The organism is Ralstonia insidiosa (assembly GCF_008801405.1).
GTDB lineage: Bacteria > Pseudomonadota > Gammaproteobacteria > Burkholderiales > Burkholderiaceae > Ralstonia > Ralstonia insidiosa.
The window spans coordinates 1420186-1435855 of sequence record NZ_VZPV01000001.1 but is presented as its reverse complement, the minus strand read 5'-3'; the positions used below and the strand labels follow the sequence as shown (position 1 = coordinate 1435855).

The 15670-nt window shown below is 65.0% G+C and carries 11 protein-coding genes; 4 read left to right on the top strand and 7 right to left on the bottom strand.

Translation table 11 applies throughout. From position 1 onward, the window contains the following. Window positions 1-66: 66 nt before the first annotated feature. From F7R11_RS06915 to F7R11_RS06885, 6 genes are all read right to left on the bottom strand, one after another. Window positions 67-1002: a glutamate/aspartate ABC transporter substrate-binding protein gene (locus F7R11_RS06915; protein WP_064802195.1), complete on the bottom strand. Its 936-nt coding sequence runs from the start codon at window positions 1000-1002 to the stop codon at window positions 67-69. 102 nt (window positions 1003-1104) lie between these two features. After that, window positions 1105-2373, bottom strand: coding sequence for a D-amino acid dehydrogenase (locus F7R11_RS06910; RefSeq protein WP_064802193.1), 1269 nt, complete (start codon window positions 2371-2373; stop codon window positions 1105-1107). A gap of 395 nt (window positions 2374-2768) precedes the next feature. After that, entirely contained in the window at window positions 2769-3476 is a 708-nt protein-coding gene (locus F7R11_RS06900; protein WP_064802191.1) for a hypothetical protein, read from the bottom strand. Between the two features lie 23 nt (window positions 3477-3499). Then, window positions 3500-5632, bottom strand: coding sequence for a TonB-dependent siderophore receptor (locus tag F7R11_RS06895; RefSeq protein ID WP_064802189.1), 2133 nt, complete (start codon window positions 5630-5632; stop codon window positions 3500-3502). A gap of 246 nt (window positions 5633-5878) precedes the next feature. Next, a complete protein-coding gene (locus F7R11_RS06890; protein ID WP_064802187.1) occupies window positions 5879-6916 on the bottom strand; it encodes a purine-nucleoside phosphorylase in 1038 nt (345 codons plus the stop codon). Continuing rightward, window positions 6913-8019, bottom strand: a complete 1107-nt coding sequence (locus F7R11_RS06885) for a purine-nucleoside phosphorylase (RefSeq protein WP_064802185.1) — start codon at window positions 8017-8019, stop codon at window positions 6913-6915. The genes F7R11_RS06890 and F7R11_RS06885 overlap by 4 nt, the downstream gene beginning before the upstream one ends. 407 nt (window positions 8020-8426) lie before the next feature. Here F7R11_RS06885 and F7R11_RS06880 point away from each other — a divergent pair, with 407 nt between their 5' ends. After that, a complete protein-coding gene (locus F7R11_RS06880) occupies window positions 8427-10286 on the top strand; it encodes an ArnT family glycosyltransferase (protein ID WP_064802183.1) in 1860 nt (619 codons plus the stop codon). Between the two features lie 76 nt (window positions 10287-10362). Here the strand turns inward: F7R11_RS06880 and alaS are convergent, their stop codons facing one another. After that, complete coding sequence (alaS, locus tag F7R11_RS06875) at window positions 10363-13005, bottom strand: alanine--tRNA ligase (protein ID WP_064802181.1); 2643 nt, start codon at window positions 13003-13005, stop codon at window positions 10363-10365. Between the two features lie 205 nt (window positions 13006-13210). Here alaS and F7R11_RS06870 point away from each other — a divergent pair, with 205 nt between their 5' ends. The 3 genes from F7R11_RS06870 to F7R11_RS06860 all read left to right on the top strand — a co-directional run bounded on the left by F7R11_RS06870 (window position 13211) and on the right by F7R11_RS06860 (window position 15669). Next, window positions 13211-14431: a CaiB/BaiF CoA transferase family protein gene (locus F7R11_RS06870; protein ID WP_064802179.1), complete on the top strand. Its 1221-nt coding sequence runs from the start codon at window positions 13211-13213 to the stop codon at window positions 14429-14431. Between the two features lie 48 nt (window positions 14432-14479). Continuing rightward, window positions 14480-14932 (top strand): DUF2214 family protein, encoded by a 453-nt coding sequence (locus tag F7R11_RS06865; RefSeq protein WP_021195176.1) that lies wholly within the window; start codon window positions 14480-14482, stop codon window positions 14930-14932. Between the two features lie 251 nt (window positions 14933-15183). Next, window positions 15184-15669 (top strand): tripartite tricarboxylate transporter TctB family protein, encoded by a 486-nt coding sequence (locus F7R11_RS06860; protein WP_064802177.1) that lies wholly within the window; start codon window positions 15184-15186, stop codon window positions 15667-15669. Window position 15670 lies beyond the last annotated feature (1 nt).

The window sequence follows — 15670 nt, the reverse complement described above, 5'->3', positions numbered from 1 at the left end:
CCCAGGTATTGCGCAATAAAAAACGGGGGACGATGTCCCCCGTTTTCGTTTGTACAGCCAGCGAGCTTATTGGATCGCCTTGTCGTTCGGGTGGGCGTACAGATCCTTCATCCCCGTCGTCATCGGGTAGTTCAGGTTCAGGCCCTTCGGCGGAATCGGCGACAGGAACCACTTCTTGTACAGGTCATTGGCCTTGCCCGACTTCATCAGGTCGGCAATCACGTCGTCGGCCACCTTCTTGAACGCCGGATCGTCCTTGCGCATCATGCACGCGTAGGTTTCGGTCTGCAGGGGCGTGCCGGTCACCACCCAGTCGGCCTGGTTCTTGGCCTTGGTGCGCTCGCCGTACAGCAGCGGCTCATCCATCACGAAGGCGACGGCGCGGCCCGACTCCAGCGTCAGGAATGCCTGGCCGTGATCCTTGGCGAGGATCAGGTTCATCTTGTCGGCATCCTTTGCTTCACCGTTCATCTTCTGCAGGATGCGGTCTTCCGTCGTGCCAGCGGTGGTCACCACGGTCTTGCCCTTCAGGTCCGGGAAGTCCTTGATGCCCGAATCCTTCTTCACCAGCATCAGCATGCCGTAGATGAAGATGTTGTTCGAGAACGCGACCTGCTTCTGGCGCTCAAGGTTGTTGGTGGTCGAGCCGCACTCGAAATCGATCGTGCCGTTCTGCAGCAGCGAGATGCGGTTCTGCGACGTGATCGGCGTGAGCTTGACCTGCAGCTTGGGCACACCCAGCTTCTTCTCCACACCGGCAACGATCATGTTGGAGATTTCTTGCGAGTAGCCGGTGATGGTGTTCGCATCGGCCTGGTACGAGAACGGAATCGACGACTCACGATAGCCGACGGAAATCACGCCCGATTGCTTGATCTTCGCCAGCGTGTCGTTCGACTGTGCCTGCGCGCCGGTGGACAGCGCAGCCAGGGCGCCGGTCGCAGCCAGCGTCAGTCCGCACAGGATGCGTTTGGTCGAATTGATCGGATGCAGCGTCTTCATGCTTCCCCTCCTTTGGGTGTGTTCGCTTCAGACTTCTTTGATTACCAATTGGCGCAAGCGATCAAGCTTGCGCGCTCGGTCTTTTGAATCTCTTTGCTTCTATCACGCGGCCAATGCGTAGGGCGCCGGAGAAATCACCGGCTTGCGCCCCGCGATCATGTCTGCCAGCAGGCTTGCACTGCCAAGCGCCAGCGTAAAGCCCAATGCGCCGTGGCCGACATTCAGCCACAAGCCTTCCACCGGCGATGCGCCAACCACTGGCACACCGGTCGGCGTTGCCGGGCGCATGCCCGCCCACGGCCCCGCATCGGCACCCGCGTCATTGGCACGCATGGCGCCCGGAAACAGCGCGCGGGTTTCGTCGTACAAGGTCTGCACACGGCGGGTGTCGAGCGCGGTCGACCAGCCAACCAGATCCGCCATGCCGGCCACACGCAGCGTTTGTCCGATGCGGGCATAGACGATCTTGCGCGCGGCGTCTGTCACGCTGATGCGCGGCGCAACATCGCCTTCATCCAGCGGCAGGCTGATGCTGTAGCCCTTGAGCGGATACAGGCCAGGGTCGATGCCCAGCGGGCCGAGCAGCTTGGCGCTGGTGACGCCGGCGGCCATCACCACCGCATCGGCTGCGAGTTGCTCGCCGCCGGCCAGCGTCACGCCGCGCACGCGACGGCCTTCCGTCCACAGCGCGTTGACCCCGGTGTTGAAGCGCAGCGTCACGTTGGGCATCTCGCGCAGCCGGTTGAACAGGCCCACGCAGAGTTGGTGGCAATCGGCCACGTCTTCATCGGGCGTATAGATCGCACCGACGATCTGGTCGCGCACCCCGTCGAGCGCAGGTTCGTGGGCAATGGCCTCGTCGGCGGACAGCGCGTGCTGCTCGCAGCCCAGCGTGGCCTGGTAGCCGACCTGGGCGCGGGCGGATTCGAAGGCTGCGGCATCGCGGTGCACCACCAGCTTGCCGCGGCGGGCAAAGCTGAAGGCCAGTTCGGGCGATGCCTCGCGCAGGGCTTCCATGCGGGTGCGGCTGTAGAACGACAGGGCGAGCAACTCGCGCGTGGTGCGGTCGGCACGCTCGCGGTTGCAGGCGGCGATGAAGCGCAGGCCCCAGCGCAGCAGCGCCGGGTCTAGCGAAGGCTTCAGGCGTAGCGGCGAATCGCTGCGCAGCAGCCAGCCCGGTACGTGCGAAAGCACGCCGGGGCCGGCCAGCGGCGCCACATAGCTGTAGCTGAGCTGGCCGCCGTTGGCGTAGCTGGTGCCCTCGCCCGGGCCCGGATGGCGTTCGATCAGGGTGACCTGATGGCCTTCCTGGGCCAGCGCGACTGCCGTGCTGATGCCGATGATGCCGGCGCCGACTACTGCGATTTGCATGAAGAAGCTGCGACTTGTAGAAATGTTGTCGGCAGCTTAAGGAGGCGGGGGGGTGTTGCGCAAATGCGGAGTTGTTGGGGGGGATGTTGTGGGGCTATAGGGTGTTTTTGGGGTGGTTTGTTGAACCGTGGTGGTCCACCCCTTTTTCATCCCCTGCCGGGGCTGACTCACTTTCTTTGTCTTGCCAAAGAAAGTAAGCAAAGAAAGGCGCGCCCAAGATGGCGACCCCCTCCTTGAATTTCTGTCGCAGGGAGGGAGAGGAGGCAAACTCGCTTCGCTCAGACAGCCTCCTCTCTTTTTCCTCCCTGCAACAGAAATTCAAGGCGCCATCTAGGGCAGGAGCGTCAAAGGCCAAACCAACGCGGCGCTTGTGTTGGCGCCGAGGCATGCTCGGCTTACTTCCCTCCGGCGGCGGCCCAGTCGGTGGCGGCGTCGAACAGCTTGCGGCCTGTGGGCGTGAGGTTCGGGAAGGTTTCGTTGTCTAGGAAGAAGAACACGCGGCGGGCGGGGGCGAGCGTTTCATAGTCCATCGTTGCGCCTTTCTCGTAGCCGAAGATGGTTGCCTTGCTCGGGTCGCCCGCCACGCTGGCGATGATGCTTGCGCCCAGGCCCGGCTTGCCCCACCCCATCGGCGCGTCCTTGGCATAGCCCACGGCCACGCCGGCCGGCACACCGCCGGAGAGCGGATGCGGCGCGTTGACCATCCACAGGTAGTGCTCCTTTTCAGCCATGCCGAAGTCGGTGCCGAGGCGCTTGCCGGTCATCGCCAGATCGTCGAGCAGGTCGTTCTCCCATGTCATCAGCGGGACGGGCACGTTACGGTAGGCGCCCAGCAGATCGCGCGAGCGCACAGTGGACGACAGCACGACGAGGTCAAAATCTTTCGCGCGCTCTGCCGGTTGGTATTGGTCGTACAGCGTGACGGCGTAACCGCGCGATTCGAGATGCGCGACGATCTGTTTGTCGATCGGCAGGCTCTTGCCCTGCATGCGGACGACCATCAGGACGGTCTTGCCGGTGCCAGGTTGGGTCTCTGCGGCAGCGGGTTGGGTGAAGGCGAATGCCATCAAAACGACAGCACAAAAACGAAGCAGCGATTGCATGGGTTGCACTCCTGAAAACATCATCACAGGTCGATCTTCATGCCGAGCTTGAACAGGCGCGGCGCGCCCATCGACAGGCGGTTGTTGCCCGCACCAGCCCAGTAGCGTTTGTCGGTCAGGTTGTCGACGTTGAACTGCAGCGTGGTGCGCTTGCCCGAGATGCGGGTGACGTAACGCACGCCGGCACTGAAGAGCGTGGTGCCGCCCAGTTCTGCCTGGTTGGCGTCATTCACGGGGCGTGGGCCGAGGTAGTACGCACCGGCGTTGAACGATACGGCGCGCAGCATCGGCAGGGTGTATTCCGCAAACACGCTGGCGGTGCTGCGCGGCGTGTTTTCGGGCGTGTTGCCGTTCAGGCCGTTACCGACGCCGCGGAACTTGGCGTCCGTCCAGCCGGCGGAGGCCAACAGCGACAGGTCTTTCGTGACGCGACCCTGCGCGGTCAGCTCAACACCACGAATGCGCTCGCGGCCATCCTGCACGAAGACGTTGGCATTGTTGGTGTAGCTGGCGGCGCGGTCGATGTCGTAGACGGCGGCGGCAAGCTGCGTGCCGGCCGGCGTTTCATAGCGCACGCCCACTTCCTTCTGTTCTGACAGCGCCGGCGGCATCGCCACGTTGGCGTTGGCGGCGGTATTCGGTGCGCGTGCGCCGGCCTCAAGCCCCTGTGCATACGACGCATACGCCGACAGCGTGGGCGTGAACTTGTAGATGACGGCGCCCAGCGGCGTGGTCTTGCTGGCTTCGTAGCGGTTGGGGGCCTGCGTGCTGGTGTAGCTCGTATAACGCAGGCCGGCAATCACCTGCCAGTGCTCCGACAGCGTCATGCGGTCCATCGCGTAGCCCCCCGTATCCACAGCGCGCTGCGCAGGCGTGGTGCTGTTGCCTTGCGTCGGCAACCAGCCGAGGTCGATCGGGTTGTACAGGTTCTGTGCGCCGCTGAAGCGGTCGGAGTACACCGCTGCCTGGCGGAAGTCCGAGCGCGCCACGCCAAACGTCAGGTCGTGCGTGATCCAGCCCGTCTTCTCCGTGCCGTTGATGTCTGCGCGCACATGGCTCGTGTGCCACAACCCGCTCTGGCGGTTGCCTGAGATCGTGCCCGCGCCGGTGATCGGATTGGTCAGGCGGAATTCCGTAAAGGCGCGCGTGCGTGCCGTTTCCGACATGCCGCCCTCCACGGTCAACAGCCATGCATCACTGAGCGCATAGTCGGCGCGCAGCAGTGCATTGGTGGTGTTGCCGTTGAAGTCTGCCCAGCCCGGCGCCAATCGCTTGGTCGGATCCGGCATGGCGGGCAGCGTGATTACACCGTTCTTGGCCGCCGGCAGCGTCACCACGGATTGCTCGGTGATGATCTTGCGCGAGTACTCCACGTCTGCCTTCAGGCTCAGGCGGCTGTTGACCTTCCAGTCGAACGCCACGGCCCCGAGCTGGCGCGTGCCATCAATGCCGCTGGTGGGCGATTGCAGCGAGCCGCCTGCGGCGTTGAAGCGGATGCCGTACTGGTTGTCTTCACCAAAGCGGCGGGCCACGTCCAGCGTGCTGACGATCGAGCCATTGCTGTCGAACTGCACACCCAGCGTGGTGACCGGCGTGTTGCCCGCGCGCTTGGTGACGAGGTTCACGACGCCGCCCGGCGTGGTGTAGCCGTAGTACAGCGCCGACACACCCTTGAGCACTTCCACGCGCTCCTTGTCTTCCAGCGGAATGGCCGCGAGCGCTGCAATCGGCATCGAGCCGTTGAAGCGGAAGTTGGTGCGGTTCTCCATCGTCACCCCGCGGATGGCGAGGTTGTCGAAGGTCTCGCCCGAGAGCTGCTGGCGCGTCACGCTTGCCGTGTTGCGCAGCGCATCGAACAGCGATGTGTCCTGCTGCGCGTCGAGCGCCTCGCGCGTGACCACATTCACCGTGGCAGGAATGTCGCGCAATGCCATCCCCCGGAACGCGCCCACCTCTGCCGTGCTGGCTGCAAAACCACGCTGGCTGCGCGCGGTGACGGTGGTTTCGTCCAGGTCTACCTTGGCGTGATTGCCGGCGGCGGGTTGGGTGTCGTCGGCACGCGCAGGCGTGGCGGTGAGCAAAGCGGCAAGAGGAATGGCGGCAAGCGCGCACGGCAGCGCACGGGCCGCCGCAGTGGCGACAGTATGGCGGGTCATCGCGGGCAAAGGGTCGACAGGATTGGTCAAACCGAGCGCGCCCCGACATGCATGTCATGCACTGGGGAAGAAGAAAAAACGCGCCGCAGAAACATCACGCGGCGCGTCGATCCGTTGGCTTGCAGGTGAAGACCCGCTGGCTCGCCCGGCAGAAGCGATGGCCAGCGATCAGGCAAGGTGCCCGCTGCCGCCCATCAAATGAGAATGATTCGCATTATATATTTTGAAATGTGATGTAAGCAACCATTAATTCGGCACCCCCTGCTTCCACCGTGGCCAGTGGTCGACGATGTCGTCCAGCAACGGCTTGGCCGCATTGACAAGGTTATGCGTGGCCGGCACGAAACCGCCCTGCTGCGCGTAGTTGATCAGGCCGTCCGTTGCCGTCTGGCCGTCGTACGGGCGGTCGAAGTCGGAGCCCGCCCGCAGCAGCGCCACCCGGCTGAAATCGACCTTGCCGGCGCGGGCACCACGTGTGAGCACTTCCAGCGTAGCGTTGTCCTCCTGCGCAGTGGTGCAGTAGGTGCCCTTGTTGTCGGTCATTGTCTTCACCCAATCACGTGCGCGCTGACCCAGGTTGCGGCCGGCCCACCACGTGTCGGCGGAGGCCACATCGCACTGGATGACCGCGGGCGGTTGATTGGCCGGCGCAAACGCGTAGTTCTTGCGGAAGGCGATGGCCTCTGGGCTGTCTTCCAGCGTGGCCGATTTCGACAGCGTGAACGCCTTCTGCAACAGCGTCTCGTTCAGCTGGAACACCTCGGTGCGGTAGTCCAGCGGTGGCTTCTGCCCAGGGCCTTTGGTGCCGATGCCGAAGTAGCCATACGGCCAGCCGGTGGGCATTTCGCGTGCGTCGATCTCGTGCGACAGGCCGTAGTCCACCGCATAGCGCGCCCATGCCGCCGAGCCCACCGTACCCTGCCCCGGATCGATACCCGCAATGCCGGCGATCACGAAGTAGGTGTGCGTCAGGTCCAGCTTGCTGCGATAGAGCAGCGCAGAAATGGTCGACGCCGCATTCGCGTAGCCCATGCCGGTGGTCACCTGGCAGATGCCGTCGACGTTGCACAGCATGTTGGGCGCGTCGGGCGACAAGCCGGAGATATAGACCTTCTCCTTCAGGTCGTAGCGGTCGATAAAGGGCTGGGCTTCGCCCTGGAACATGTTGATGACGATGACCTTGACACCGTCGTACGCACAGCTGTTCAAGGTCAGCGCGGCCGCGCCCACGGCGAGCAGCTTGGTGATGGAACGCATGGGGGTTGTGGTCCGGGAATCGATCATGGCGAGGGCACTCCGTGTTTCCACACGCTCCAGCGCGTGACGATCTCGTTGACCAGCGGACCGCCCGCCAGATAGAGGTTGTTGAGCGACGGCACGAACCCACCCGAGTTGCTGTTGACCAGCGAGTCATACGGCGTCTGCCCCGGATACGGTCGGTCGAAGTTGGACGCGGTACGCAGCACGGCCACGCGTTGCAGATCGAGCAGGCCCGCCTTCGACCCGCGCGTGAGCGCTTCGAACGTGGCGTTGTCTTCCTGCTGCGTGGTGCAGTAGGTGCCCTGCCCATCGGTCAGCAGCTTGACCCACGCGGCTTCACGCTCGCCCATCTTGGCGCCGTGCCAGTAAGTGTTGCCGGCGGCGGTATCGCATTGCACGACCGACGGCGGCTGGTTGGCCGGTGCGCTGGGGTAATTGGCGCGATACGCGCGTGCGGTGGCATTGTCGTCAAGCGCCGCGCCCTTGGAGAGCGCCAGCGCCTTCTGCAGCAATGCCTCGTTCACGCGAAACACTTCCGTCTTGTAGTCCAGCGGCGGCTTCTGCCCTGGGCCCTGCGTGTTGATGCCGATGAAGCCGCTGGGCCAGTTGGCGGGCACTTCGCGCGCGTCGATCTCCCAAGCGATGTCGCTATCGACCAGGAAGCGCGCCCATGCAGCGCTGCCCAGCGTGCCTTGCGACGGATCGATCCCGGCAATGCCTGCCACCAGGAAGTACGTGCGCTGCAGGTCAAACTTGCCGCTGTAGATCAGCGCCGACACCGACGACGCGGCATTCGCCTTGCCCATGCCGGTGGTGAGCTGGCACACGTCGTTGGCGTTGCAGTGCACGCTCGGATAGTCGATCGACAGGCCGGGCACGGGCACGTCCTGCGTGAGGCCCAGCTTGTCGATCCACGGCTGCGCCTCGGGCGCAAACATGCTGATGATCAGCACCTTGACCTTGCGCGCGTGCGATTCCGGTGCAAGTTGCGCAACCGGCTGGGTCGATGCGCCAATGCCTGCGGCCACCAGCACGCCGGCCGCAACCGCCCGTAGCAATCGTTTGCTGCGCCGCGCAGCCGAAGACGCTGGCGGCACAGCGTCGACCTTGTCAGATAGGACGCTCATGGTTCTCCTCGGATTGGGGGTAAGGGGTACGACGGGCACTGCGGGGGACAACAAGCTCGGTCAATGCAAATTACCTGCCAGGCTGCCTGCAACCCGCAGCGTCTGACCGGTATAGGCGATGGCGTGGCCTGTCTCCAGCATTGGAAGCATCGGCCAACTTGTTTGCGTTGCGTAGACAAGACGCCACCCCTGTGCCGGATGCCCCAAAAGGCGCATCTAGCCATGCCTCGCACGCCGGTGGAAATCGATTGCTCAGATTCCGGCGCAGGCGCTCAGGGTCTCCGTAAGACGAGCGTGATGTACTCCAGGCCGCCTCGGCACACCTTGCCGGGCATCTTGTTTGTCACGCATCAGCCGATCGGCCGGGTTCTCCGGACCGCATCCGGCAAACCGGAAACTCTCTCGTCATGCTGGAACCGACACGCCCTGGACGGCGGAGCGTCAACACGCCCGCCGCGACCGCTCACGCGCGTGACCTCAACTCGAGTGCCGCCGCGCTGTCCGCCAACGCGGTCATGGCATCTGCAGCCCAAGCGGCGTACGCCTGGCCGTGGCAGGCCTTGCGCAAATCGCGCACGTGGATCTTCGCGGTGCTCATCGCCTGTGCCTACCTGCTACCGGGCACGCTCGGCCACGACCCCTGGAAGCAGGACGAGACCTACACGTTCGGCATCATCCAGCACATGCTGGAAACCGGCGACCTGATCGTGCCGACCAGTGCCGGGCAGCCCTTTGTAGAGAAGCCGCCGCTGTATGCGTGGGTCGCCAGCAGCCTGGCCTGGCTGCTGTGGGATGAACTGCCCGCGCACGACGCGGCGCGGCTTGCCAGCGCGCTGTTTGCCGGCCTGGCCTTCGCCTGCACCGCGCGCCTGGCGCGTGCCGCCACCAACGCGCCTTCGTGGGCTGACCCGCGTGTGCTCGGCACATTGGCGCTGTGCGCGGGCTCGCTGATCGTGGTCAAACACACGCATGACATGATCACCGACGTGGCCCTGCTGGCCGGCACCGCCATCGGCTTCTGCGGGCTGTTCGAATGCGTGCAGGCAGCCGTGCAACCCACGGCGCGCAGGCGCAGCTCCGCAGTGTGGCTCGGCGTGGGTATGGGGATCGCGCTGTTGGCGAAAGGCATATTCATTCCGCTGGTGTTCTGCATCACGCTGGTCGGGGCGTGCGTGCTGTTTCCAGCCTGCCGCAGCCGCGCGTTCCTTCGCCTGTTGGGTACCGCCGCGCTGGTGTTCCTGCCCTTCGCCACGATCTGGCCCACGCTGTTCTACCTGCGTGCCCCGGACCTGTTCCACGTCTGGTTCTGGGACAACAACATCGGCCGCTTCCTGGGCTTTTCTGTGCCGGTGCTGGGCGCGGAGAACGACGACCCGTTCTACGTCTGGCACACGCTGCTGACCATCGGTTTTCCCGCAGGACCACTTGCACTGCTCGCGCTAGTGTGCGGCGCCTGGCGCGAGTGGCGAACACCACGCGTGGCCCTGCCGGCCATCTTCGCGGGCGTCGGGCTGCTCGCGCTGCAGGTCTCTGCAACAGCGCGCCCGCTCTACCTGCTGCCGTTCATGGTGCCGCTGGCGCTGCTCGGCCAGCAGGCAATCGCGCGACTGCCGATGCGGCTCCATGTCGGATGGGATTACCTCAGCCGGGTGCTGTTTGGCGGCATTGCGGTACTGGCGTGGCTGCTGTGGGCGGTCATGACGGAGAACACCTCGCGGGCGAGCGTGCGCTGGCTTGACCGCTGGTTGCCAGTCGACTGGACCATGCCGATCGAACCCTGGCTCGTGGGCGGCGCACTGGTGCTCACGATTGGATGGCTGCGCCTGCTGCCGCATCTGCGGCGGGCGGGGGTATGGCGCGGCGCGCTGTCTTGGGCGGCCGGCGCCCTGGTGGGCTGGGGATTGGTCGCCACCCTGCTGCTGCCCTGGCTGGACGAGGCCAAGAGCTATCGCTCGGTGTTCAACAACCTCAGCAGCAAGCTGGCCCCGGCATGGCACGCAGACGACTGCATGGCGAGTCTGCATCTGGGTGAATCCGAGGCGCCGATGCTGCACTACTTCACCGGCATCCTGCACCGCCCGCTGGCGCAGTCGTCAACGCACGCGTGCCGATGGTTGATCCTCCAGGACAGCCACACGCACGCACGCACGCCCGGTCGCGAATGGCTGCCGTTCTGGTCTGGTGCCCGCCCCGGTGACCGGAACGAGCGGCTGCGGGTCTTTATGCGGGTGCCCCCAGTCTTGCTCACACAGTCCATCCGGCATTGACCAGCCCAAACAAAACGGCGCGCGCCCCGTTGCCGGGAACGCGCGCCGTTCAGCGCATCAGGTTCAAGGTGCTACATCACACCTTCTGCTGCACCCAGGCGACCACACCCGCCAGTGCCTGCGGCAGGTTGTCCGGCTCGGTACCACCTGCTTGAGCCATGTCCGGGCGGCCACCACCCTTGCCGCCGACCTGCTGGGCGACAAAGTTGACCAGCTCGCCGGCCTTGACCTTGGCGGTGGCGTCCGCCGTCACGCCGGCGATCAGCGCAACCTTGCCGTCGCTCACGCTGCCCAGGACGATGGCGGCGGTCTGCAGCTTGTCCTTGAGCTTGTCCATGGTCTCGCGCAGCGTTTTGGCATCCGCGCCGTCGAGCTTGGCAGCCAGCACCTTGATGCCGGCCACGTCCACGGCCTGGCTCACCAGTTCGTCGCCCTGGCTTGCAGCGAGCTTCGACTTCAGGCGCTCCAGCTCCTTCTCCAGCGTCTTGACCTGGTCCTGCACCTGGCCGATGCGCTGCGTCAGTTCCGACGGCTGTGCGCGCAGAGCGGCAGCCGCTTCGTTGATGCGCGTGTCGAGCGTCTGCAGGTAGTGCAGCACGTTGTCGCCGGTGATGGCTTCCACGCGGCGGATGCCGGCGGCCACGCCCGACTCGCCCACGATCTTGAACAGGCCGATGTCACCGGTGCGGGCCACGTGGGTGCCGCCGCACAGTTCCTTCGACGTACCGATCGACAGCACGCGCACTTCGTCACCGTACTTCTCGCCAAACAGCGCCATCGCGCCGTTCTTGACCGCATCGTCAAAGCCCATGATTTGGGCGCTGGTGGCGGCGTTGGCGAAAATTTCTGCGTTGACGCGGGCTTCCACTTCGCGGATCTGCAGCGGCGTCATCGGCGCGTTGTGCGAGAAGTCGAAGCGGGTCTTGTCCGCATCGACCAGCGAGCCCTTCTGCTGCACGTGGCCGCCCAGCACTTCGCGCAGGGCCTTGTGCATCAGGTGGGTGGCCGAGTGGTTGCGCATGGTGCGCGCGCGACGCACGGCGTCCACTTCCGCAGCCACGGCATCGCCAACCTTCAGCACGCCGGTGCGCAGCTCGCCGTGATGGCCGAACACTTCGGGCTGCACCTTGAGCGTGTCGGCCACGTCAAACCAGACGGTGGCGGCCTTGAGCGTGCCCTGGTCGCCAACCTGACCGCCGGATTCCGCATAGAACGGCGTGTGATCGAGCACCACCACGCCGGTCTGGCCCGGGTGCATTTCCTGCACCGATGCGCCATCGACAAACAACGCCGTCACGCGCGCAGTTTCGCGCACGAGCTGGTCGTAGCCGTGGAAGGTGGTCTTGTCGCCGGTGTAGTCGAGCGTGCCGGCGGCCAGCTTGAACTTGCCGGCGGCGCGCGCCTGCTCACGCTGGCGGTTCATGGCAGCGTCAAAGGCGGCTTCGTCGACGATCACATCGTTCTCGCGGCAGACGTCTTGCGTCAGGTCCAGCGGGAAGCCATAGGTGTCGTGCAGCTTGAAGGCGAGTTCGCCGTCGAGCATCTTGCTGCCCGACGCCTTCAGTTCGCCCAGCGCGCTGTCGAGGATCGACATGCCGTGCTCGATGGTCTCGAAGAAGCGGGCTTCCTCCGTGCGCAGCACCTCGACCACGCGGTCACGCGCTTCGCGCAATTCCGGATAGGCCTCGCCCATCTGCGCAACGAGGTCGTCCACCAGCTTGTGGAAGAACGCGGCGCGGCAGCCCAGCTTGTAGCCGTGGCGGATGGCGCGGCGGATGATCCGGCGCAGCACGTAGCCGCGGCCTTCATTGCCCGGGATCACGCCGTCGACGATCAGGAACGAGCACGCGCGAATGTGGTCGGCAATCACGCGCAGCGAGTTGTTCGACAGATCCTTCGTGTTGGTCTCGCGCGCAGCGGCAGCGATGAGCGCCTGGAACAGGTCGATCTCGTAGTTGCTGTGCACGTGTTGCAGGATGGCAGCCAGGCGCTCCATGCCCATGCCGGTGTCGACGCACGGTGCGGGCAGCGGGGTCAGCGTGTATTCGCCGGTCGCCGAATCGAGCTGGCGGTCGAACTGCATGAACACGTTGTTCCAGATCTCGATGTAGCGGTCGCCGTCGGCTTCCGGGCTGCCCGGGGGGCCGCCCCACACATCCGGGCCGTGGTCGTAGAAGATTTCCGAGCACGGGCCGCACGGGCCGGTTTCGGCCATCTGCCAGAAGTTGTCGGAGGCGTACGGTGCGCCCTTGTTGTCGCCGATGCGCACAACGCGCTCGGGCGGCAGGCCGATCACCTTGGTCCAGATGTCGTAAGCCTCGTCGTCGGTCTGGTAGACGGTGGCCCACAGCTTATCGGCCGGCAGCTTGTATTCCTGCGTCAGCAGCTCCCACGCCCACACGAGTGCATCGCGCTTGAAGTAGTCGCCGAACGACCAGTTGCCGAGCATCTCGAAGAACGTGTGGTGACGCGCGGTGTAGCCGACGTTTTCCAGATCGTTGTGCTTGCCGCCGGCGCGCAGGCAGCGCTGCACGGAGGCCGCGCGCACGTACGGGCGCTTGTCGGTACCGAGGAAGACGTCCTTGAACTGCACCATGCCGGAGTTGGTGAACAGCAGCGTCGGGTCGTTGCCCGGCACCAGCGGCGAGGAGCGCACCACGGTGTGGCCCTTGCCCTCAAAGAAGGTCAGGAATTTTTGGCGGATATCGGAGGCTTTCATGTCGCGGGGTGCCGAGTCAGCATTGCGCCTGGGAGCATCCCGCTCCTGAGCGCCTTGGATTAGTGCAAACCATTGATTATACGGGGTTCGCTCCCGGGTCGCGCCCAATCGGCGCCGCATTTCCCCCGGTTGGTCGCATGGGCCTGCGGGCTCGCCGGGGCGTGGTGTAGAGTGCACCCGTTCCGATTGTGCAGATTCGTTATCCATGGGCGCTCTCAGCCATCTCCGTGTTCTCGATCTCACGCGCGTACTTGCCGGCCCGTGGTGCGCGCAAAACCTCGCCGATTTTGGTGCCGATGTCATCAAGGTGGAGCGCCCCGGCGCTGGCGACGACACCCGCACCTGGGGCCCGCCCTGGCTGAAGGACGAGGCCGGTGAGGACACCGCCGAGGCCGCCTACTACCTGGCCGCCAACCGCAACAAGCGTTCGACCACCGTCGATATCAGCACGCCCGAGGGTCAGGACATCGTCCGCAAGCTCGCTGCGCATGCGGACGTGGTGCTGGAGAACTACAAGGTCGGTCAGCTCAAAAAATACGGGCTGGACTACGACGCGCTCAAGGCCGTCAAGCCGGACCTGATCTACTGCTCCATCACCGGTTTCGGCCAGACCGGGCCTTACGCCGCACGCGCTGGCTACGACTTCATCGTGCAAGGCATGGGCGGCTTCATGAGCCTGACCGGCGAGCGCGACGACCTGCCCGGCGGCGGCCCGCAGAAGGCCGGCGTGGCCATCTCGGACTTGATGACCGGCATGTATTCGACGGTCGCCGTGCTGGCCGCGCTCGCGCACCGGGATCGCACGGGCGAAGGCCAGTACATCGACATGGCCTTGCTTGACGTGCAGGTCGCCATGCTGGCCAACATGAACACCAACTACCTGGCGAGCGGCCAGGCGCCCAAGCGCTGGGGCAACGCGCACCCGAACATCGTGCCGTATCAAACGTTCCAGGCATCGAATGGCTGGATCATCGTGGCGGTGGGCAATGACGGCCAGTTCCGCCGCTTTGTCGACGCCGGTGGCATGCCCGAACTGGCCGATGACCCGCGCTTTGCCACCAACCCGCAGCGCGTGGCCAACCGCGATGTGCTGGTGCCGATCCTGGCCGAGATGGTCAAGCGTTTCAGCAAGGGTGAATGGATCGACAAGCTCGAAGCTGCCGGCGTGCCCTGCGGCCCGATCAACGATCTCCACGAGGTGTTCGACAACGAGCAGGTGCAGGCGCGCGGCCTGCGTGTCGACCTGCCCCACCCGAGCGCGGGCACCGTCAAGCTGGTCGGCAGCCCGGTCAAGATGAGCGTCACGCCGCCGAAGGCCGCGAGCCACCCGCCGCTGCTGGGCGAACACACAGAAGCCGTGCTGCGCGACGTGCTGGACCTGAGCGCCGACCAGATCGCCGCGCTGCGTGCACGCGGCGTGATCTGATACCCGCGCTGACACCGCCCACCGTTTCCCCACCCTGACGAGGTCACCATGTGGCTTGATGCGTTGCTGGCTTACCTGCACTACATCTCGATCTTCACGCTGATCGTCTTCCTCACCGCCGAGGCCGTGGTGCTGCGGCCAGACATGACGCCGGAAATCCGCAAGCGCCTGGCACGCTATGACGCCGTCTTCGGCTTCGCAGCGCTGGCGGTGCTGATTACCGGCGCGTTGCGTGTGATCTACGGCGCCAAGGGCTATGCGTTCTACGTCCACAACCCGGTGTTCCACGTCAAGGTGGGCCTGTTCATCCTGGTGGGGCTGCTGTCGATTATCCCGACCATCACCATCCTGCGCTGGAACAAGCAAGGCAAGACGCTGCCCGACTTCGTGCCACCGCCGTCGGAGATTGCCAAGACGCGCCGCTGGGTCATGATCGAATCGCACCTGATCATCTTCATTCCGCTGGCGGCCGTGCTGATGGCGCGCGGCATCGGCATGTAGTTCGCGCATGTAGCTCGCAATCACAATGGGCCGCGACAGCGTTGTGCGGCCCGCTCCCTCCTGCCTTCCTGCGGCTAGGGCAAACCCTGAACCGTTTGTCCATGCGCCCTGCCAGGCTGCTGCGCGGCCTGCCCCCCCCCAGCAAGGTGCTTGAAAGCCGCTCTGCTTAGCGTGCACACTTGGTCGCCGCTTTGCCGCCATTCGGCCACCCGCAAAGCGATGCGCCGCATGCCCACAGGAGGACACCCATCTTGCAGAACGATCCACAAAGCCGCCCGGTGATCCGCAGTCACCAGGACTTTGCATCGGGCATCCTGTTCATCGTTGCGGGCGCAGCATTCGCGTTCCTGGCGCGCGGCTACCGCATGGGCACAGCCTCCTCCATGGGCCCCGGGTACTTCCCGTTCTGGCTGGGGATCGTGCTGGTGCTGCTGGGTGTGGTGGTGGTCGTGCAATCGCTGTCGCGCAAGGGCGTGGCAGACCGCATCCCACGCTGGGACATCAAGACGCTGCTGTGGATTCTCGGCTCAGTGGTGCTGTTCGGGTTGCTGCTGCAGCCGCTGGGGCTGGTGCTCTCGCTGGTGGGGCTGGTGCTCGTCTCCAGCATGGCCAGCCACGAGTTCACATGGAAAGGCGCGGTCGGCACCGCCATCGTGATGGTGCTGGTGAGCCTGGCCGCCTTCGTCTATGGGCTCAAGCTGCAGTTCCCGGTGTGGCCGGCGTTCATCAGCAACTGAG